The organism is Synechocystis sp. LEGE 06083 (assembly GCF_015207725.1).
GTDB classification, from domain to species: Bacteria; Cyanobacteriota; Cyanobacteriia; order Cyanobacteriales; family Microcystaceae; genus Synechocystis; species Synechocystis salina.
Window position 1 is genome coordinate 1 of the sequence record NZ_JADEWJ010000051.1, and the last position, 17,580, is coordinate 17,580.

Consider the following 17,580-nt stretch of genomic DNA (forward strand, 5'->3'; position numbering starts at 1 on the left):
GTAGCTAGGATTAATAATTTCAAAATCGTAGGCGGCCCCAATACCAAAGGGGAAGTTATTGACATCCGGTTCTGTATAATCTACGTGCCAGGAAATAGGGGAAAGGGTCAAATATTTATCGGTTAAATGCCAAACGTTGACAGGGGAAGAAGTGTCGATGTTGGGAGAGTTAACATTCTCCTCTCCTTTTAGAAACGGTATTTGTTGGTAAGTTGGCGACGATAAGTCTAGATTTGCCCTAGGGCTAGGAACAACAACAGAGGGACCAATGGTGCTTTCATTGACTAAAATAAATTTGGTCAAAGATTCTAGGCTTGGACTTTTTATCTCGACCTTTTCAAAACTGGTTTCCAGCTCCACAATACTTTCAGTGTATTGTAAATTATCGATGTCGGTTAAATTTTTTCTGCTACTTTGTAAATGCTCCACAGTTGAATCAATAGATAGATTATCAATCTTTTTGACTGAAGAATTGACAAAAAATACATCAGCTAGGATTTTATCTTGACCGTAAGCTAAATCAGGCTGCAATAGCAGAAAAATTAAACTAAAAAACATATGTTTTATCACTACTTTCTTCCCATTAATCAAAAATATTATTTCTCTGTGGGTTTAATTTAATTGAAGGCACCCCCATGCACCGTTAAAGATGTGAAGGTCCGGGGATCAAGATGCAAACTATTTAATTTTGTTGCTGGTGACTAGTTGGTAACCTGTTTTTGGTCAGCGCCAAATACCCTATAGCAATCCTCGATGAAATCTGAAAACTCAATGCTTACTTGACAGATGACTGACCTCCATATTTTTTCAAAGATCACCCAGAATTGCCAGAATCACGGGCAATTAAGTTAGTTACTGTTCATTTGTTAAATACTAGACTAGACGACCAATATCTTCGTTGGAACCGAGGAGGACTAGAATCATCCCCCGTTGCAATCGTTCCTGGGGAGGGGGGTTGATTTTAAATTTTTCTTCATAGCCCACTGCCAAAACGCTGACCCCATGGTTTTTCCGCAGTTGCAGTTCGGCCAAAGTTTTATCACAAAATTCTTCAGGAACCAGAATTTCGACAATGCTGTTGTTGGGATCTAATTTGAAACGGTCAACGATCGCCGGAGTGGTCAAAGTATAAGCTAAGTCCTGCCCGGCCTTATGCTCGGGAAAGATAATTAAATCTACGCCTAGGCGCTTAAGAATTTTTTCGTGGGTCTCGGAAGAAACCTTAGCTACGACAGATTTTACGCCCCCTTCCTTGAGATTAAGACAGGTAATGATGCTTTCTTTGAGGTAATTACCGATCGCCACAATCACCGTTTCAATTTCAAAAATGCCGGCCTCCCGCAGGGCCGTGTCATCGGTGGAATCGAGACTAATAGCGTTGCCCACCACCCGATCAGCCAACACTTCCGCCACCAATTTGGGGTCCTGGTCAATGCCCAACACCTCATAGCCATTGATGTGGAGGGTTTCGCACACTGCCCGACCAAACCGACCCAGGCCAATCACCGCAAATTGCCGTTTTTCCTGGCGAATTAAACTGAGGAAATGACTAGTTTTCATTAATTTTGTTCTAAATTGAGCGGCATTATACCAAACCCAACAGGGCCACCATGAGGGCTTTTTGGGCGTGCATCCGATTTTCGGCTTGATCCCACAGTCGAGATTGGGGTCCTTCCATCACTGCATCGGTAATTTCTTCCCCCCGATGGGCTGGCAAACAATGGAGCACAATGGCTTCGGGATCGGCTAAGGCAAGGAGTTCCTGGTTAATTTGGTAGGGCTGGAAAATGGGAATGCGGCTGTCGGCCAAATCTTCCTGACCCATGCTGGCCCAGACGTCGGTGTAGAGAATATGACTTCCCTGGGCAGCGGCTTTGGGATCGTCGGTTAGTTCCACTTTTCCCCCTGGGGCGGCAATTTGTTGGGCTTGTTGGATAATTTCTGCCAAGGGTTCATAGTTTTTTGGGGTAGCTACCCGCACTGTCATTCCCATCATCACTCCCCCCAGAATGAGGGAATGGGCCACATTGTTGCCATCCCCCAGGTAGGTCACTGTTAGGCCAGCCAACTTACCAAAGCATTCTTTGATAGTTTGCAGATCGGCCAAAATTTGACAGGGGTGCTCCAGGTCACTCAAAGCATTGATGATGGGCATTTTGGCATGGTCGGCAAAGGTTTGCAGATCTGCTTGTTTGAAGGTCCGCACAGCAAGAATGTCAATGTAGCGGTCTAGAACTCTGGCGGTGTCTTGAATCGGTTCCCCTCGACCCACTTGGGTAACACTGGGGTTTAAATCCAATACTTGCCCTCCCAGTTGGTACATGGCTGCCGTGAAGGAAACCCTGGTGCGGGTGGAGGCTTTATAAAAAAGTAAACCGAGAATTTTTTGACAGTGGGGCTTGAGCACACCGGACTTAAGATCCGCCGCCAACTGCAAGAGTGATTTCATTTCCTCGATGGTCAAATCGGCGATCGCCAATAGATCTCTGCCTGCCAACGCCTTAATGCCCATAGCCCTGATCCCTGGTTCCCCAATGTGGTGGTCAAATTAACATCGAAATGATCGACTTAATTAAGCATTATTTTGCCATACTCCGCTGTTGACCCTGGGTAGATCGCCACGATGTCAGGGATTAGTGATTTTGCTTTTCCAGATAGGCTCGATAACCCAGTTGCTCCAGTTGGGTTTGCTTATCTAAGACCATGGTCTCTAAACTTTGACGATATTCTTGTACTTTTTCCAACAACACGGGATTATGGCTGGCGAGAATTTGCACCGCTAACAGCCCAGCATTTTGGGCATTGCCGATCGCCACTGTGGCCACGGGGATTCCCCCCGGCATTTGCACAATGGAATAGAGGGAATCCACTCCCTGTAGGGTTTTAGTCTGCACTGGCACACCGATCACCGGCAAAGGAGTTAGGGCCGCCACCATGCCCGGTAGATGGGCCGCTCCCCCTGCCCCGGCAATAATCACCTTTAGACCCCGCTGATGGGCAGTTTTGGCATACTCCACCATTTTTTCTGGGGTACGATGGGCAGAAACAATGGCCACTTCCGTGGGTACGGCAAATTGTTCACAAATGGCGATCGCCGCTGCCATGGTGGGGAGATCGGAATCGCTTCCCATGATGATACCGACCAGGGGAGAGGGGGAAGTCATAAATTAAATTGAGATGACGAAGATGGAGGTTTGACTTTAAACTGAGGCTAACCGCTAATAGCGTATCGGAAAATCTTCAAGATCCCAAGGAAAGATTTTTATGTCAGTGAACAGCATCCATCTGGTGGGAAGGGCCGGCCGTGACCCTGAAGTTAAATATTTTGAGTCCGGTAATGTAGTCTGCAACTTCACCCTGGCGGTAAATCGACGCACAAGCAAAAAGGATGAACCCCCCGATTGGTTTGACCTCGAAATTTGGGGTAAAACTGCTGAAATAGCCGGTAACTACGTCAAAAAGGGGAGTTTGATTGGTATCCAAGGATCGTTAAAATTTGACCATTGGGAAGATCGGAACTCCGGTACTCCCCGTTCTAAACCGGTAATCCGGGTCAATAATTTGGATTTACTCGGCTCCAAGCGGGACAACGCTGAAGCCACCATGAATAATTACCCCGACGAGTTCTAGTCATCGGACCCATTAACCCCATTGGTAAACTGCGGCGATCGCCATTGCCAGACGAGCTTTTGCATCCCTTACCCATGCCAGAAACCCATGGAAGTCTTTGACCCCACTCCTCCCCCTTGGGTTGAGGATACTGTTCATGCCAGGGGTTTTTGTTGTCCCCAATGTCAGGCTGGCCCCCGCCAGGCCCTCAGGGCATGGATCAATCGGCGATCACCAGTGTTAGGGGATGATCGACGGCGCAAATGGCAGGAATTTTACCAGTGTGAATGTGGTCAGGGTTGGTGGGCCTGGAGCAGTGACCGCCCCCCTTCCTCTCAGTAGTACTTTAATCTTTTCTATGGTTGCCCAAGCCCCATCTTCCCAGCCCCTTTGGTTAACAATCATTTACTTGTTGCGCTGGCATAAACCTGCCGGCCGACTGATTTTAATGATTCCAGCCCTGTGGGCAGTGTGTTTAGCGGCCCAAGGTCTGCCTCCCCTACCCTTGTTGGGCGTCATTGCTTTGGGAACTTTGGCCACCAGTGGTTTGGGCTGTGTAGTCAATGACCTGTGGGACCGGGACATTGACCCCCAGGTGGAACGCACCAAGCAACGCCCGTTAGCGGCCCGCACCCTCTCCGTGCAGGTGGGCATTGGGGTGGGATTAGTGGCCTTGCTGTGTGCCGCAGGACTAGCCTTCTACCTCACTCCCCTCAGTTTTTGGCTCTGTGTGGCGGCGGTGCCTGTCATTCTTGCCTACCCCGGTGCGAAAAGAGTTTTCCCGGTGCCCCAGTTAGTGCTGTCCATCGCTTGGGGCTTTGCTGTACTGATTAGTTGGAGTGCGGTCACAGGGGATTTGACCAATGCCACCTGGGTACTCTGGGGGGCCACCGTGTTTTGGACCCTCGGTTTTGACACCGTTTACGCTATGGCGGATCGGGAAGATGATCGCCGCATTGGCGTTAATTCCAGTGCCTTATTTTTTGGCAAATACGTCGGGGAAGCGGTGGGGATATTTTTTGCCCTCACCATTGGCTGTCTATTTTATTTGGGCATGATCCTCGGGCTTAATCTCCTCTATTGGCTCAGTTTGGCGATCGCCATTGTGGGTTGGGTAATCCAATACATCCAACTCAGTGCCCCCACGCCGGAACCGAAACTATACGGTCAAATTTTTGGACAAAACGTCATCATTGGCTTTGTGTTACTAGCTGGAATGTTATTGGGCTGGCTTTAACCTGTAACTATGCGCCAATCCCTTTCCCACTGGCAGATTCCTCAAATTTGCTTTACAATGGGAAACATTAAGAAAAATTAAGATTTCCCGATTCTTTCTCATTTTTGCTCCCAACGACGGGCAAAGCCATGGGTCGGCGATCGGGAGAGAAAATTTTCCTTCGTAATTATTATTTGGAGATTTTGCGCCATGACCATTGCAGTCGGACGCGCCCCAGTCGAAAGAGGATGGTTTGATGTCCTCGACGATTGGCTAAAGCGTGATCGTTTCGTATTTATTGGTTGGTCTGGTTTGCTGCTCTTCCCCTGTGCCTTCATGGCTCTGGGGGGATGGCTAACCGGCACTACCTTCGTTACTTCCTGGTACACCCACGGCCTAGCCAGTTCCTATCTAGAAGGAGCTAACTTCCTGACCGTAGCGGTCTCTTCCCCCGCCGATGCCTTCGGCCATTCCCTCCTGTTCCTCTGGGGACCGGAAGCCCAAGGTAACCTGACCCGCTGGTTCCAAATTGGTGGTTTGTGGCCCTTCGTTGCCCTCCACGGTGCCTTCGGTCTGATTGGCTTTATGCTGCGTCAGTTCGAAATTTCTCGTCTGGTCGGCATTCGTCCCTACAACGCCATCGCTTTCTCTGGCCCCATTGCGGTGTTTGTCAGCGTCTTTTTGATGTACCCCCTGGGACAATCCAGTTGGTTCTTCGCCCCCAGCTTTGGGGTAGCGGGAATCTTCCGGTTCATTTTGTTCCTGCAAGGGTTCCACAACTGGACCTTGAACCCCTTCCACATGATGGGAGTAGCAGGAATTTTGGGCGGCGCTCTATTGTGTGCCATTCACGGTGCCACGGTGGAAAACACCCTGTTTGAAGATGGGGAAGATTCCAACACTTTCCGGGCATTTGAACCCACCCAAGCAGAAGAAACCTATTCTATGGTGACCGCTAACCGTTTCTGGTCTCAGATTTTCGGTATTGCGTTCTCCAACAAACGGTGGTTGCACTTCTTCATGTTGTTTGTGCCGGTAACTGGTCTGTGGATGAGTTCCGTGGGTATCGTTGGTTTAGCCTTGAACCTACGGGCCTATGACTTCGTCTCCCAGGAACTACGGGCAGCGGAAGACCCGGAATTTGAAACGTTTTATACAAAAAACATTTTGTTGAACGAAGGGATGCGCGCCTGGATGGCTCCCCAAGATCAACCCCATGAAAACTTTATCTTCCCTGAGGAAGTACTACCCCGGGGTAATGCTCTCTAAGGTTTTGTAAAACAGTCGTCACTCGAAAAATGGCTAAAAAACAAAACTAATTGAGCAAAACATCAGCAATTAGCTAAAGTTGGGAGAGTGTTACCGCTCTCCTTTTTCTTTTGCCCTAGCCGATGATTATTGCCATCACTGCCCTCAAAGGGGGCGTTGGGAAAACTACCACCGCTGTCCACCTGGCGGCCTATCTGCAACAAAAGGATCAAACATTGCTGATCGATGCGGACCGTAACCGTTCGGCGTTGATTTGGGCCAGGGAAGAGAAATTACCTTTCTACGTTGCTTCCCAGGCGGGCTCCACGGCGTTAATTCGTAAATATCCCCACATTGTGGTGGACACCAGGGCCATGCCGGAATTGGATGAGTTTCGGGATTTGGCGGAGGGGAGCGATCTGTTGATTATTCCCACCACCCCCAATCACTTGGATTTGGATGCCACTTTAAAGGCGGCGGAGCAGTTGGCATCCCTCAAGGTTAACTACAAAATTTTGTTAACCAAGGTAGATGCCCGTACCCGTAGTGGTCGAGAGGCAAGGCAGTTATTGCAGGCGGAAAATTTACCTCTGTTCACAACGGAAATTCCCCTATTGGTGGCCTTTGAGCGGGCTTCCCAGTCGGGGGTAATTATTCGAGATTACGTCGATCCCCGTTCCCATTTGGCCTGGGGTCGCTATAAAGCGGTGGGCCGGGAAATTTTACCCTAGACTTTGGCACGATATTTGATGACGGTTCCCTACCCTACCCCCCTACTGGCCACATCCAGTAAAGCTTTGTACCATCAGGTTTCGAGCCTGTTGCTATACCAAGGTATTTTCGACCATCCCATTGGGGAGGCTTTTCTAGATTTGTTGCGCTGTTTGCACCACAATGGGACTAACCAAAAGCCGGAAGCCACAGTTTGTCTGCAAGCCTATGGGGCATGGTTTCGTCATTTGGCGGAGGTGGGTCAAAGTTGGCAGGATTTTTTGCTCGATCGCCTGTTGGAGGATGAAAACCCATTTAGTGTGCGGGTGCAGAGGGAAGAATTGGCCCAATTGCCAACTAGTTTGCAGGATGCGGCTCGCCACGATCTGAATTTGATCCAAATGGTGTATCAATGCCCACCAGAACAGATTTTGCAGTGGGTAATTATTGCTTCCCAAACCCCAGTGGCGTTAAAGGCTTGGCAGGTGCCCAACCAAATGACCTTTCCCGCAGAAAGCGACCAAAAATGGGGAGACAATTTGGCTTATCTGGTGGGCCATTATCGGCACAAAGGCGTGGGGGCCGTGGCCCATTACCGGGCTTTTCGTTGGCAGGGGGAAAACCTACAGGGGGTACCCCAAATTGATGGTGTTCAATTGGCGGATTTAGTGGGTTATGATGAGCCTCAAAAAGTCCTTTGTCAAAATACCCAGTGTCTATTGCAGGGACTGCCGGCGCTAAATGTGTTGCTCTATGGCAGTCGGGGCAGTGGTAAATCTTCCTTGGTTAAGGCCTTGGTTAATCAGTATGGCGATCGGGGTTTGCGCTTGGTGGAAGTGTCTCCACGGGATTTGATTACCCTGCCTTTATTGGTGGAAAAATTACGCAGCTATCCGCAGAAATTTATCATTTTTGTCGATGATCTCTCCTTTGAAGAGGAGGATGAACGTTTCAAAAGTTTAAAGGTTGTGTTGGAAGGTGATCTGGTCGCCCGACCCGCCAATGTGGTCATTTATGCCACCAGTAACCGCCGTCATTTAATCCGAGAATTTTTTGGCGATCGCCCTTCGCCCCAGGATGCTGATGAAGTACAGGCTTGGGATACGGTGCAGGAAAAATTATCTTTCAGTGATCGTTTCGGCTTGACTCTAACTTTTCCGCCGGCTAACCAGGACACCTATTTGGCGATAGTACATCACCTGGCCAAACAAGCGCAGCTTAACTTGCCGGCAACGGAGTTAGATTTTCGGGCGAAGCAATGGGCTACCCGTCATAACGGGCGATCGGGCCGCACAGCCAGGCAGTTTGTGGATTATTTAATCGGCGAACAAGGATTAACTTCCCCTTAACATTTCCTGTTTTGACATCACTATGGATTGGCAACTATTTGGTCTGAGTTTTATTACCGTTTTTTTGGCGGAAATTGGCGACAAAAGTCAGTTGGCGGCGATCGCCTTAGGGGGCAGTGCCAAATCTCCCCGGGCCGTATTTTTCGGTTCCGTCACAGCGTTGATTTTAGCTAGTTTTCTGGGGGTATTAGCGGGGGGTAGTCTAGCCCAGTTTTTGCCTACTAAGCTACTCAAAGCATTGGCTGCTCTGGGTTTTACCGTTATGGCCCTGCGTTTACTGTGGCCCGACCAAGAAGATTAGATCACCGACCGTAATTTTTCCACCCAATCCAACAGGCGATCGCCATTCACCCGATAACTAAGGGGATGGGCAATGAGCCGGGCACTACTGTCGAACAAAACTTCAATTTCCACCAAACCATTTTCCTGGAGAGTGCGGCCAGTGGAAACTAAATCCACAATAGCTTCCGACATGCCCGTGATGGGTCCCAACTCTACCGAACCGTAGAGGGGAATAATCTCCACTGGTAAATCCAAACGACGGAAATGCTCCAACGCACAATGGACAAACTTAGAAGCCACCCGGCCATGGGGCGGTAAATCCACCGATCGCCGATAGGGACTCGCTTGGGGCACCGCCACCGAAAGACGACAGCCCCCAAAATTTAAATCCGCCAACTGGGCCACCGCTGGTTTTTTTTCCCGCAGAATGTCATAGCCCACAATGCCCAACTGGGCCTGGCCATATTCCACATACACCGGCACATCCCAAGCTCTCACCAACAAAGCCTTGGCCCGATGGGTGGGATCAACAATTTGTAGCTGACGGTTTTTGGGTTCGAGGAAAGCAGAAAAATCTAGGCCAATTTGCTGGAAACGGTCAATACTATCCCGCAACAACGAGCCTTTCGGTAAAGCAATGGTGAGCATAACAATTTAAGATTGACCCGACTGCGGGGCTGGGGGCACTTGCCAATTATCAATGATACGTTGCCGCGGCCTGGCGATCGCCAAAGATCCCGCCGGCACATCCCGATTGATCACCGATCCCGCTGCCACCGTTACCCCTTCCCCCACCTGCACCGGGGCCACAAAGACACTATTGGCCCCCGTTTTAGTGCCACTACCAATCACCGTGGCATGCTTACTCACCCCGTCATAATTAGCGGTAATGGTACCGGCCCCCACATTGACCCGCTCCCCAAGTAGCGCATCCCCCAGATAACTGAGGTGGGCCACATTAGTTTGGGCGCCAATGACAGATTTTTTGACTTCGACAAAATTACCAATGCGACATTGGGCTTGAATATCCGCTTCTCCCCGAATGTGGCTATAGGGGCCAAGGCGACAACCATCCCCAACCTGACTCTGGCTGACCACGGAAAATAGAACGAAAGAATTAGATCCGATGGTACTATCCTCGATCAAACTACCCGGGCCAATGCGACTACCCCGACCGATGACCGTTTTACCCCGCAGGTGGGTGTTGGGTTCAATGATCACATCCGCCTCCAGCACCACCGTATCGTCAATGGTGATGCTATCAGGATTTATCAAAGTAATGCCTTGGGCCATCCAGTCATCCTTGATGCGATTTTGCAAAATATCATTGGCCGCCGCCAACTGTTTGCGGTCATTGATGCCGTTAATTTCCAAATAATCATCCACATCCACCGCCATCACCTGGTCTAGGTAGTCCACCACTTCTGTCAGGTAATATTCCTGTTGATCATTGTTGGCCGACAATTTGGGCAGAGCCGCGGCTAACCGGGGCCAGTGAAAACAATAAATGCCCCCATTCACCCGATGGTTTTGTCGTTGGGCTGCATTACAATCCCGGTCTTCGACAATTTGCGTCACCCGATTATCCCCATTACAAAATACCCGGCCGTAGCCCTTTGGGTCTGGTAAATGGGCTGTGAGCAGGGTGGCCGCATTGCCATGGCGTTGGTGGGTGGCAATCAAATTTTCCAAAGTTGCCGACCGCAGTAGGGGGGCATCGCCGTTGAGCACCAACAAATCCCCTTGGTAGCCCTCGAGGCAAGGCAGTAACTGCTGAATGGCGTGGCCAGTGCCCAATTGTTCCTTTTGCTCCACAAATTCCACGTCCGATCGCCCGGCCAAGGAAGATTCCACCGCGGCGGCCTGATAACCCACAATCAATATTTGTCTCTCGGGGGTGAGGGGACGGCAACTTTGCAATACCCTTTCCACCAAACTATAGCCCCCCAATTGATGGAGCACTTTGGGTAAGTCCGATTTCATGCGGGTGCCCTTCCCCGCTGCTAACACTGCAACCGCCACCATAATGGTTTTCTGTCCTGATCATCGCCATTGAGTATATCGTGATTGGGGCAAGGCAAATTCAGCCACAAAACTGCCAACCAAGAACCATCGGTAAAACCTTAACAAAAATTTTATGGTTGCCCAAAGCCTAGAAAAATTAGGTATTTATACGGGAGAGCAAAGAATTGTAATAGATAATACAGCAAAGCCCCCCTTTGTTTGTATTTGGGGTTAGGTTATAGTTGTGTGTAGGTTTCGATCTCCGAATTTTGGTGACTTTCTATGAGTACTGCAACTTTAACTCCCCTTTCCTCCTTCGACTACGATATCAATATGCTCAAGGATGAAGCCCGCCTGTTAGTGGAGCGGGGCACGGTGAGTCGTCACCAACCGATTTATGTCCTCTGTCAGTATATTCCTGCCCGGGAATGGGTCTGTGTGGAATGTGAGTTAGAAAGAAATGACTATTTACTGCGGGATCAGATTGGTGACTTGATGTCCTCCGAATGTTGGGAAAATGATTAATTGATTGGTTTTGATTATGGTTTTTAATTTAGTACTCCACTGCTTCTGGGCTTAACGTCCCGGTCTATTCCCAGTCCCAGTCCTCCTGCAAATTATCTAAATCCGTTTGCTCACAAAAACTCTGGAGTTCTTGATGCTCCTGGCGACGGGAATGGCGACGGTATTTTTTAGTCTCTAATTTCGGCTCATCATACTCCTGGCCATCACTGCCGGTTTTAGTTTTCAAGCCTGTGTCCGCTTCCTTGGGCTGTTCGGGATTTTGCTGGGCCAGAACTTCCTCGAGGAAGGTTAAGTAATGGTCCTAGCGCTCCCAGTCTTGCCCCACAGCACAGTCCGGTTCCCCTCGATGGAGACAGTCTTTAAAAAAACATTCTCGCCCTGTCAATTGCTGGCGGGCTTCGGGAAAGAGATGAAGTAGTTGGGCCGGTTCAACGGCCAAGTCCGGTTGGTTGAAGCCTGGGGTATCGGCCAGTAGTCCCCCGGCGGGGAGGTCGAATAGTTCCACATGGCGAGTGGTGTGGCGTCCTTTCCGTAATTTGCCCGATACTTTTTTCACCCGTTGCTCCACCCCGGGCACCAGCAGGTTGATCAGACTAGATTTGCCCACGCCAGAGGGGCCAGCCATGAGGCTAATACGGTGTTTTAATTTTGCTTGTAATTTTTCCACGCCCCAGCAATTTTGCACGCTGAGGATGATCGGTGTATAGCCCCAATTAGTTAGGCGATCGCCCCAGAATTTAACCTCTGTTTCCTCCACCAGATCCTGTTTATTGAGGCAAAGGCTAATTTCCAACCCAGTAGCTTCCGCTTGCACCAAGAATCGACTCAACTGCCATTCTTCCAGGGGAGGATCGGTAAGGGCAAAGACTAAACAAATTTGTTCCGCATTGGCCACTGGCGGCCGTTCCAACACAGTGCGGCGGGGATAAACTTTGGCGATCGCCCCTAAATCTCCCTCGGCCACCATGGGCACTTCCGTCGCCTTGCCTTGACCCTGTAATAGCAAGGAAGGAGGTAATTCCACCCGGACTTGATCCCCCACCATGACCTTTTGCCCTACTTTTTTCAGACGGGTACGGCGGGTGCAGAGCAGTGGCTGGGCAGTCACATTCCGCAAACGCACCCAATAGTAGTTAGCTTGAACAGCAATAACCGTGCCGTCATCCGTCGCTTTGGTCATTGTTAACCCCTAGCCCCCTAGGGAACTGCCACCGGAACGGTAATGGTCAAACAATAGGCTGATTCTCCCTTCAGTGCCCGTAGGGATTGTTCTGTATAGCCCTCCAATTCCAGGCTATGGGGCACCTGCTCCACCGGCTCTCCCCCATCCAGCCAGACTTCCAGGCATTGTCCTGGGGCCATCTGGGCCAGTTTGAGCTTAGTGCGGACAAAGTTAATCGGACAGGGAGTGCCCCGCAGATCTAGCAAAATTGGTTCATTGTCCTGGCTCATTTATGGAATAGTCCCCCTAAAAATCCTTCCAAGCCTCCTTTGCCATGGCTCTCACCCTTAATGGTGGCCAGCCGTTCCAGCAGTTCCCGTTCTTCGGAGTTAATGCGGGTGGGAATCTGTACTTTAATGGTAATTAGATGGTCTCCCCGGATGGTGGCGTTGCCTAATTTGGGCACCCCTTTATTTTCCAGGGTCAATACGGTGTTGGGTTGGGTGCCGGCCGGAATAGTTAGCTCCGCTTTACCATCCACCGTGTCCACTTCCAAACGACAACCGAGGATAGCTTGGAGATAACTCACTTCCAAGTTGGAACGAATATTCATCCCTTCCCGGACAAAGTTCTTATCCGTTTCCACCATCAGAAAGACGTATAGATCTCCGGCGGGGCCGCCCCGTAGACCGGCATCCCCTTCTTTGCCCACCCGCAGACGGGTACCATCGTCTACCCCAGCGGGGATGGTAATTTTGAGCTTTTTCGTTTCCTGTTTACGACCGACTCCGTTGCAGGCTTCGCATTTTTCTTCAATCACTTCCCCGGTGCCGTTGCAGGTGGGACAGGTGGAAACCTGGGCAAAACTACCAAAAGGAGTGCGGGTAGCCCGGCGGACCTGGCCAGCGCCGTTACAGGTGCCACAGGTTTTAACTCCGGTACCCGGTTTAGCGCCAGTGCCTTCACAGACCTGACAGGATTCCAGGTGGGGAATGCGAATTTCTTTTTCGCCACCAAAAATAGCTTCTTGGAAAGTTAACTGTAAATCTAGCCTGAGGTCATCCCCCCTGGTGGGGCCGTTAGCCCGACGACGGCCCCGTTGTTGCCCCCCCATGCCGCCACCGAAGCCACCAAAAATGGTTTCAAAGATGTCGGCAAAGTCTCCCATATTGCCCACATCAAAGCCCTGGGCGCCGCCACTGCTGACCCCTGCTTCGCCAAATTGGTCGTAGCGCTGACGAATTTCCGGCTCGGAGAGGACTTCGTAGGCCCGGTTAATTTCTTTAAATTTTTCCTCTGCTCCTGGTTCTTTATTAACGTCAGGATGATATTTGCGGGCTAACCGACGGTAGGCTCGTTTGATTTCATCTTTATTGGCATCCCGCGTCACTCCGAGCGTTTGGTAATAATCCCCAGGCATAATGCGTCGATGTTTTGCTTAACAATAATTGACAAGGCTTCTGTAGTGTTTACTGTAGCAAACTCTCGCCCCTACATGGTTGCCCAGAAATCCCCACCTCCGCACCTTAATTGATCTCGTTGCGGACTCCGTTTAGTCCAGCCAGGGCAATGGCAATGGCATCCACACTGTCATCAATGGGCAGATCCTCCAGACCAAAAAAATTTTGCACCATGGCGGCCACCTCGGCTTTATTGGCTTTACCGTTGCCCAAATGGCATTTCCAACTGGATTGGTGCAAAAAGACGGGGTGAATGCTCTTTTCTCGGTAAATAACCAGGTTGATCACCCCCAAGGCCTGCATTACGCCCCCGGCCGCTTTGATTTGCCTACTAAAAAAAGGCATTTCCATGGCGATCGCCTGGGGAGAAAATTCCTCTAATAGGGCGTGGATATCTTGCTCAATTTCCACCAGTCGTTGCGGGGTGCTGAGGTGCTTAGAAGTTTCAATGATGCCGTAGTCCACCAGTTGGGCGGATAGATCCGGCTGACCATCCAGAATAGCCCAACCAATAATGGCTAAACCGGGGTCAATACCAAGCCAACGTTGGGTGGCCTCACTATGGTTCATTACTCATTGCTCAATTGTTATCCCTGGTCCAACTGGGCCAAAATTTGCACCGCTTGTTCACCCAACTGCCCATGCTGGGAACCGTTGCTGGCCATGATGCCGCCCCATTGCCGCACGTCTCCCCGGTTATATACCACAGGGGTTTGGTCAAAATAGGTAAACTTCCCCCCTGCTTCGGTAAGAATTAATTCCGGGGCCGCAAAGTCCCAATCCTTAGCGGCAGATTTACCAGAGAGGGAAATGTACACATCGCTTTGTCCCTCCAAAATGGTGACGATTTTACAGCCCACACTGCCCACATAATGGCGATCGCCAAAGGGTAAACGGTCAATCAAATCCTGAAAACGTTGGTCCCGATGGCTACGGCTCACCACTAGGGTTAAGGGGCTAGAATCCGATTTAGAGGTTACTTGTAACCGAGTCACTTCCCCTGTTTTGGTCTCCCGAAAACAACCCTGGCCTTGGACGGCGTAGTAAAGCTTTTCTGCCTCTGGCATACCCACTAAGGCCAAGACCGGCCGCTGGCGATAGGTCAGAGCAATGTGCAGAGCATATTCCCCGGTTTTATCAATAAAATCCCTGGTACCGTCGAGGGGGTCAATAATCCAGACCCAATCCTGGGGTAACGGGTCACTGCCTTGGTGGGTTTCTTCGCTCAGATAGCCAAACTCCTCTGGGCTAAAGGCCTCCTGTAGGGTAGCTAAGATATATTTGTTAGCCGCCAAATCCGCCGCCGTAACCGGGCCATCCTGTTTATCCTCGTTGGCATTTAAATTAGTCTGATTATCGCCGTTGTAGTAGGACTGGAGGATTGCCATGGCCCCCCAACCGACGGTGCGGAGAGTGGTTAAACAGGAATCAAGGTTGGGTAACAGGTCGCTATGGGCCATATAAAGTAAATGCAGTGGAAGCGAAAATCAAACCAGTAGTGTAGCCCAAAGGATCAACTTCAGCTTGGATTGGATTTCCTCAGTAAGTTTACCCTTGCCCTAAGCCCCCGGAGCGGGCTTTGTCAAAATCCCAGTAGGGTGAAACGAACCAAACGGTAGCCCAGACAAAGACAGAATAATACGAGCAGAGCCGTTAAGCTGGTGAGCACAATCCGTAAAAGTACTTTTTCGTAATCGCTCCAGAAAGGGGGCACGGGATGGGGTTGGGATTTGAAAGAATAGTGTTGAAAGTGAACTGATGCCGTCAACCAGCGGGGCACCGCCGACAAAATTAACAATTCCATCCTACTATCTAAGATCGGACTAGGTTAGTTTCACCATCTAGCCACCAACATAATCCCTCGCATTGACTGCAATTTATGGAAATTCGTCGCCGTCCTCCCAATCCCCCCATTAACGTTGACATTCTCCAATACCAAATTAAGCATCCAGAGGCGGCTCCCCGGCACATTCTGGAGGAGATTGTCTGGCACAAGGAAAAGGAAGTGGCCCAACGGCGGGAATTGGTACCCTTGGTCAAACTCCAGAGTTTGGTTAAGGACATAGCTCCCCCTTTGGATTTTGTCGGAGCATTGCGCCAGAGCCAGCGTCAACCGGCTTTAATTGCAGAGGTGAAAAAAGCTTCCCCCAGTAAGGGCATTATTCGGGCTGATTTTGACCCAGTGGCAATCGCCAAGGCCTATGAAGCGGGTGGGGCAAACTGTTTGTCGGTGTTGACGGACGAGAAATTTTTCCAGGGCAGTTTTGAAAATTTGCAACTGGTGCGCTCAGCGGTGCAGTTACCCCTGCTGTGTAAGGAATTTATTATTTACCCCTACCAAATTTATCTAGCCCGGAGCCGGGGGGCCGATGCGGTGTTGTTAATTGCCGCCATTCTCAGTGATAAGGATTTACCTTATTTCCTCAAAATTATCCAAGGTCTGGGCATGGCTGCCCTGGTGGAAGTCCACACCCTGGAGGAAATGGACCGGGTGTTGGCCCTGGAAGGGGTGCAACTAATCGGGGTTAATAACCGTAATTTGCAAAACTTCACCGTTGATCTGCAAACCACAGAGGAGCTTTTTGCCCAGCGACGGGAGCAATTAACCAAAAAGGGCATTACTGCGGTGAGTGAATCCGGCATTTATGAGTTAGCCGATTTGCAAAGACTACAACAGGCTGGAGCCCGGGCCGTGTTGGTGGGAGAATCCCTGGTGAAACAACCAGACCCCCAACAGGCGATCGCCGCTTTGTATGGTGAGGCTAAACCTAATTAAATCTGTTCAACTGCGGTGGATCTGGGGTAAATGTGAGCGGGAATTGCTATTCTCTGCCGTAGCCAGGAGGGAGGAGTTAATCCCTTTCCCTATAATGCCTGGGGAGATCAATCCATGGCACCAATGTTGCCATTTTGTTGTTTTTGTTGCTGGAGCACCAATTGCTGTTTAACGGCGATCAATTCTTGGTCTCTCTGTTGGAGCATTTCCGCCATTTGTTGAATGGTTCTGGCCAACGCCCCCAATTCATCGGCCCGATTAGTGACTTCCTCCAACCCCAACTGGTCGGCTTTAAAACTGTTATTTTCAATGGCGGCGGCGATCGCTGCGGTAACGTAATAAATTTGGGCTAAGTCCTCCACACTGCGGTGATGGCGAACTTCAAAGGCATCCATCACTTGGTTATAGCGGCCGGCAATGTGCCCCACTTCAGTGAAGGGATTGACCGGCACCCGCAAACTCAAATCATGGGTTTTAGACTGGCGGTCCATCACCTGAAAAAGTTCGTAGGTTTCTGTGGTGGCTTGGTGTTCGGACACGTTTAAACCAATTTCTTCGTCCTCGGGAGAGATGCGCAGGCTGAAAACCCGGTTCAGAAAGGTTAAAACTACCCAGGCTGAGCCGAAGGCTAAAAGGGCACAAATGCCAACACCTAATATTTGGACTCCGCATTGTTGCCAACGATTCAGTCCTGTATCCACCAACGCCAATTGACCAAATAGGCCGACACAAAGGGTGCCCCAGACTCCAGCCCCACCATGGACCGCCACCGCATCCACCGCATCGTCCACTCCCCAGTGCAACATTTGTCTGCCTACTAAGTGGGCGATCGCCGCTCCCGTAGCCCCAATCACTATGGCGATCGGAGTGATGACCACATTGGCCCCGGCGGTAATGGCCACCAACCCAGCCAGGGAACCATTCATCAGGGGTTCCACTTGGATCATTTTGTCTTGGAGTAGACTGATCAACCCTGCCATCAACATGCCCCCGACCCCGGCCAACACGGTGTTGACAATGATGCCCGGCACAGCGGGAGTTAGTGCAAGAGTGCTGCCCCCATTGAAGCCCAACCAGCCGAACCAAAGAATTAAGGTGCCGAGAACGGAAAAGGGCATATTGGAGCCCTGAATTTTTGCGGCTTTGCCAGTTTTAGGAAAACGACCTTGGCGGGGACCGACTACCAAAATAGTGGCCAAACCTACCCAGGCCCCGACGCTATGAACTACGGTGGAGCC

The 17,580-nt window shown here is 50.4% G+C and carries 20 protein-coding genes and 2 pseudogenes; 9 read left to right on the forward strand and 13 right to left on the reverse strand.

Annotated features, from left to right (window positions below):
- The 4 genes and pseudogenes from IQ219_RS05980 to purE form a co-directional block, all read right to left on the reverse strand.
- Window positions 1-591, reverse strand: a pseudogene (locus IQ219_RS05980) (hypothetical protein); the annotation flags it as partial.
- A 282-nt stretch (window positions 592-873) separates the two neighbouring features.
- Entirely contained in the window at window positions 874-1,560 is a 687-nt protein-coding gene (locus IQ219_RS05985) for a TrkA family potassium uptake protein (RefSeq protein WP_194072036.1), read from the reverse strand.
- A 25-nt stretch (window positions 1,561-1,585) separates the two neighbouring features.
- Window positions 1,586-2,512, reverse strand: coding sequence for an ornithine carbamoyltransferase (gene argF, locus IQ219_RS05990; RefSeq protein WP_190595471.1), 927 nt, complete (start codon window positions 2,510-2,512; stop codon window positions 1,586-1,588).
- 121 nt (window positions 2,513-2,633) lie between these two features.
- On the reverse strand, window positions 2,634-3,164 hold the full coding sequence (gene purE / locus IQ219_RS05995) for a 5-(carboxyamino)imidazole ribonucleotide mutase (protein ID WP_194072037.1): 531 nt from the start codon (window positions 3,162-3,164) through the stop codon (window positions 2,634-2,636).
- 100 nt (window positions 3,165-3,264) lie between these two features.
- Here purE and IQ219_RS06000 point away from each other — a divergent pair, with 100 nt between their 5' ends.
- From IQ219_RS06000 to IQ219_RS06030, 7 genes are all read left to right on the forward strand, one after another.
- Entirely contained in the window at window positions 3,265-3,630 is a 366-nt protein-coding gene (locus IQ219_RS06000; protein WP_190595473.1) for a single-stranded DNA-binding protein, read from the forward strand.
- Between the two features lie 87 nt (window positions 3,631-3,717).
- Window positions 3,718-3,951 carry a hypothetical protein gene (locus IQ219_RS06005; RefSeq protein WP_194072038.1) on the forward strand — a complete coding sequence of 78 codons (234 nt, stop codon included), beginning with the start codon at window positions 3,718-3,720 and terminating at the stop codon, window positions 3,949-3,951.
- 16 nt (window positions 3,952-3,967) lie between these two features.
- The gene (locus tag IQ219_RS06010) at window positions 3,968-4,846 is read left to right on the forward strand and encodes a 4-hydroxybenzoate solanesyltransferase (RefSeq protein ID WP_194072039.1); all 879 of its coding nucleotides are present in this window, start codon (window positions 3,968-3,970) and stop codon (window positions 4,844-4,846) included.
- A gap of 189 nt (window positions 4,847-5,035) precedes the next feature.
- On the forward strand, window positions 5,036-6,094 hold the full coding sequence (gene psbD, locus IQ219_RS06015; RefSeq protein ID WP_010872429.1) for a photosystem II D2 protein (photosystem q(a) protein): 1,059 nt from the start codon (window positions 5,036-5,038) through the stop codon (window positions 6,092-6,094).
- A gap of 122 nt (window positions 6,095-6,216) precedes the next feature.
- Window positions 6,217-6,804, forward strand: coding sequence for a ParA family protein (locus IQ219_RS06020; protein ID WP_010874075.1), 588 nt, complete (start codon window positions 6,217-6,219; stop codon window positions 6,802-6,804).
- Window positions 6,805-6,822: 18 nt separating this feature from the next.
- On the forward strand, window positions 6,823-8,133 hold the full coding sequence (locus tag IQ219_RS06025) for an ATP-binding protein (protein ID WP_194019104.1): 1,311 nt from the start codon (window positions 6,823-6,825) through the stop codon (window positions 8,131-8,133).
- 22 nt (window positions 8,134-8,155) lie between these two features.
- Window positions 8,156-8,434 carry a TMEM165/GDT1 family protein gene (locus tag IQ219_RS06030; protein ID WP_190595477.1) on the forward strand — a complete coding sequence of 93 codons (279 nt, stop codon included), beginning with the start codon at window positions 8,156-8,158 and terminating at the stop codon, window positions 8,432-8,434.
- Here IQ219_RS06030 and hisG read toward each other — a convergent pair.
- Both hisG and glmU read right to left on the reverse strand, forming a co-directional pair.
- A complete protein-coding gene (gene hisG, locus IQ219_RS06035) occupies window positions 8,431-9,063 on the reverse strand; it encodes an ATP phosphoribosyltransferase (RefSeq protein ID WP_190595478.1) in 633 nt (210 codons plus the stop codon). The genes IQ219_RS06030 and hisG overlap by 4 nt on opposite strands.
- A gap of 6 nt (window positions 9,064-9,069) precedes the next feature.
- Window positions 9,070-10,440 (reverse strand): bifunctional UDP-N-acetylglucosamine diphosphorylase/glucosamine-1-phosphate N-acetyltransferase GlmU, encoded by a 1,371-nt coding sequence (gene glmU, locus IQ219_RS06040; RefSeq protein WP_194019105.1) that lies wholly within the window; start codon window positions 10,438-10,440, stop codon window positions 9,070-9,072.
- Window positions 10,441-10,701: 261 nt separating this feature from the next.
- On the opposite strand from glmU, the gene IQ219_RS06045 reads away from it, so the two are divergent.
- Window positions 10,702-10,944 carry a DUF4327 family protein gene (locus tag IQ219_RS06045; RefSeq protein ID WP_190595480.1) on the forward strand — a complete coding sequence of 81 codons (243 nt, stop codon included), beginning with the start codon at window positions 10,702-10,704 and terminating at the stop codon, window positions 10,942-10,944.
- A 64-nt stretch (window positions 10,945-11,008) separates the two neighbouring features.
- On the opposite strand, the pseudogene rsgA reads toward IQ219_RS06045, so the two are convergent.
- From rsgA to IQ219_RS06075, 6 genes and pseudogenes are all read right to left on the reverse strand, one after another.
- Window positions 11,009-12,124, reverse strand: a pseudogene (gene rsgA / locus IQ219_RS06050) (small ribosomal subunit biogenesis GTPase RsgA).
- A 17-nt stretch (window positions 12,125-12,141) separates the two neighbouring features.
- Complete coding sequence (locus tag IQ219_RS06055) at window positions 12,142-12,396, reverse strand: sulfurtransferase TusA family protein (protein WP_194019107.1); 255 nt, start codon at window positions 12,394-12,396, stop codon at window positions 12,142-12,144.
- Window positions 12,393-13,526: a molecular chaperone DnaJ gene (dnaJ, locus tag IQ219_RS06060; RefSeq protein ID WP_190595483.1), complete on the reverse strand. Its 1,134-nt coding sequence runs from the start codon at window positions 13,524-13,526 to the stop codon at window positions 12,393-12,395. Before dnaJ ends, IQ219_RS06055 begins: the two co-directional genes overlap by 4 nt.
- Before the next feature lie 106 nt (window positions 13,527-13,632).
- Window positions 13,633-14,136 carry a crossover junction endodeoxyribonuclease RuvC gene (locus IQ219_RS06065; RefSeq protein WP_194072040.1) on the reverse strand — a complete coding sequence of 168 codons (504 nt, stop codon included), beginning with the start codon at window positions 14,134-14,136 and terminating at the stop codon, window positions 13,633-13,635.
- A gap of 17 nt (window positions 14,137-14,153) precedes the next feature.
- Window positions 14,154-15,026: a 3'(2'),5'-bisphosphate nucleotidase CysQ gene (locus IQ219_RS06070; RefSeq protein ID WP_194072041.1), complete on the reverse strand. Its 873-nt coding sequence runs from the start codon at window positions 15,024-15,026 to the stop codon at window positions 14,154-14,156.
- Between the two features lie 122 nt (window positions 15,027-15,148).
- Complete coding sequence (locus tag IQ219_RS06075) at window positions 15,149-15,370, reverse strand: hypothetical protein (RefSeq protein ID WP_194019110.1); 222 nt, start codon at window positions 15,368-15,370, stop codon at window positions 15,149-15,151.
- Window positions 15,371-15,445: 75 nt separating this feature from the next.
- Between IQ219_RS06075 and trpC the strand changes: the two genes are divergently transcribed.
- Window positions 15,446-16,342, forward strand: a complete 897-nt coding sequence (gene trpC / locus IQ219_RS06080) for an indole-3-glycerol phosphate synthase TrpC (RefSeq protein ID WP_194072042.1) — start codon at window positions 15,446-15,448, stop codon at window positions 16,340-16,342.
- 107 nt (window positions 16,343-16,449) lie between these two features.
- Here the strand turns inward: trpC and IQ219_RS06085 are convergent.
- Window positions 16,450-17,580, reverse strand: a 1,131-nt coding sequence (locus tag IQ219_RS06085; RefSeq protein ID WP_194072043.1) for an ammonium transporter, incomplete at its 5' end; no start/stop codon positions are given.

Coding starts and splice junctions, on each gene's coding strand:
- IQ219_RS06055 (WP_194019107.1), bottom strand. CDS start 12,396: ATGAGCCAGGACAATGAACCAATTTTGCTAGATCTGCGGGGCACTCCC.
- IQ219_RS06075 (WP_194019110.1), bottom strand. CDS start 15,370: ATGGAATTGTTAATTTTGTCGGCGGTGCCCCGCTGGTTGACGGCATCA.
- IQ219_RS06070 (WP_194072041.1), bottom strand. CDS start 15,026: ATGGCCCATAGCGACCTGTTACCCAACCTTGATTCCTGTTTAACCACT.
- IQ219_RS06030 (WP_190595477.1), top strand. CDS start 8,156: ATGGATTGGCAACTATTTGGTCTGAGTTTTATTACCGTTTTTTTGGCG.
- IQ219_RS06020 (WP_010874075.1), top strand. CDS start 6,217: ATGATTATTGCCATCACTGCCCTCAAAGGGGGCGTTGGGAAAACTACC.
- IQ219_RS06010 (WP_194072039.1), top strand. CDS start 3,968: ATGGTTGCCCAAGCCCCATCTTCCCAGCCCCTTTGGTTAACAATCATT.
- hisG (WP_190595478.1), bottom strand. CDS start 9,063: ATGCTCACCATTGCTTTACCGAAAGGCTCGTTGTTGCGGGATAGTATT.
- IQ219_RS06000 (WP_190595473.1), top strand. CDS start 3,265: ATGTCAGTGAACAGCATCCATCTGGTGGGAAGGGCCGGCCGTGACCCT.
- IQ219_RS06045 (WP_190595480.1), top strand. CDS start 10,702: ATGAGTACTGCAACTTTAACTCCCCTTTCCTCCTTCGACTACGATATC.
- psbD (WP_010872429.1), top strand. CDS start 5,036: ATGACCATTGCAGTCGGACGCGCCCCAGTCGAAAGAGGATGGTTTGAT.
- purE (WP_194072037.1), bottom strand. CDS start 3,164: ATGACTTCCCCCTCTCCCCTGGTCGGTATCATCATGGGAAGCGATTCC.
- argF (WP_190595471.1), bottom strand. CDS start 2,512: ATGGGCATTAAGGCGTTGGCAGGCAGAGATCTATTGGCGATCGCCGAT.
- IQ219_RS06065 (WP_194072040.1), bottom strand. CDS start 14,136: ATGAACCATAGTGAGGCCACCCAACGTTGGCTTGGTATTGACCCCGGT.
- dnaJ (WP_190595483.1), bottom strand. CDS start 13,526: ATGCCTGGGGATTATTACCAAACGCTCGGAGTGACGCGGGATGCCAAT.
- IQ219_RS06025 (WP_194019104.1), top strand. CDS start 6,823: ATGACGGTTCCCTACCCTACCCCCCTACTGGCCACATCCAGTAAAGCT.
- IQ219_RS05985 (WP_194072036.1), bottom strand. CDS start 1,560: ATGAAAACTAGTCATTTCCTCAGTTTAATTCGCCAGGAAAAACGGCAA.
- trpC (WP_194072042.1), top strand. CDS start 15,446: ATGGAAATTCGTCGCCGTCCTCCCAATCCCCCCATTAACGTTGACATT.
- glmU (WP_194019105.1), bottom strand. CDS start 10,440: ATGGTGGCGGTTGCAGTGTTAGCAGCGGGGAAGGGCACCCGCATGAAA.
- IQ219_RS06005 (WP_194072038.1), top strand. CDS start 3,718: ATGGAAGTCTTTGACCCCACTCCTCCCCCTTGGGTTGAGGATACTGTT.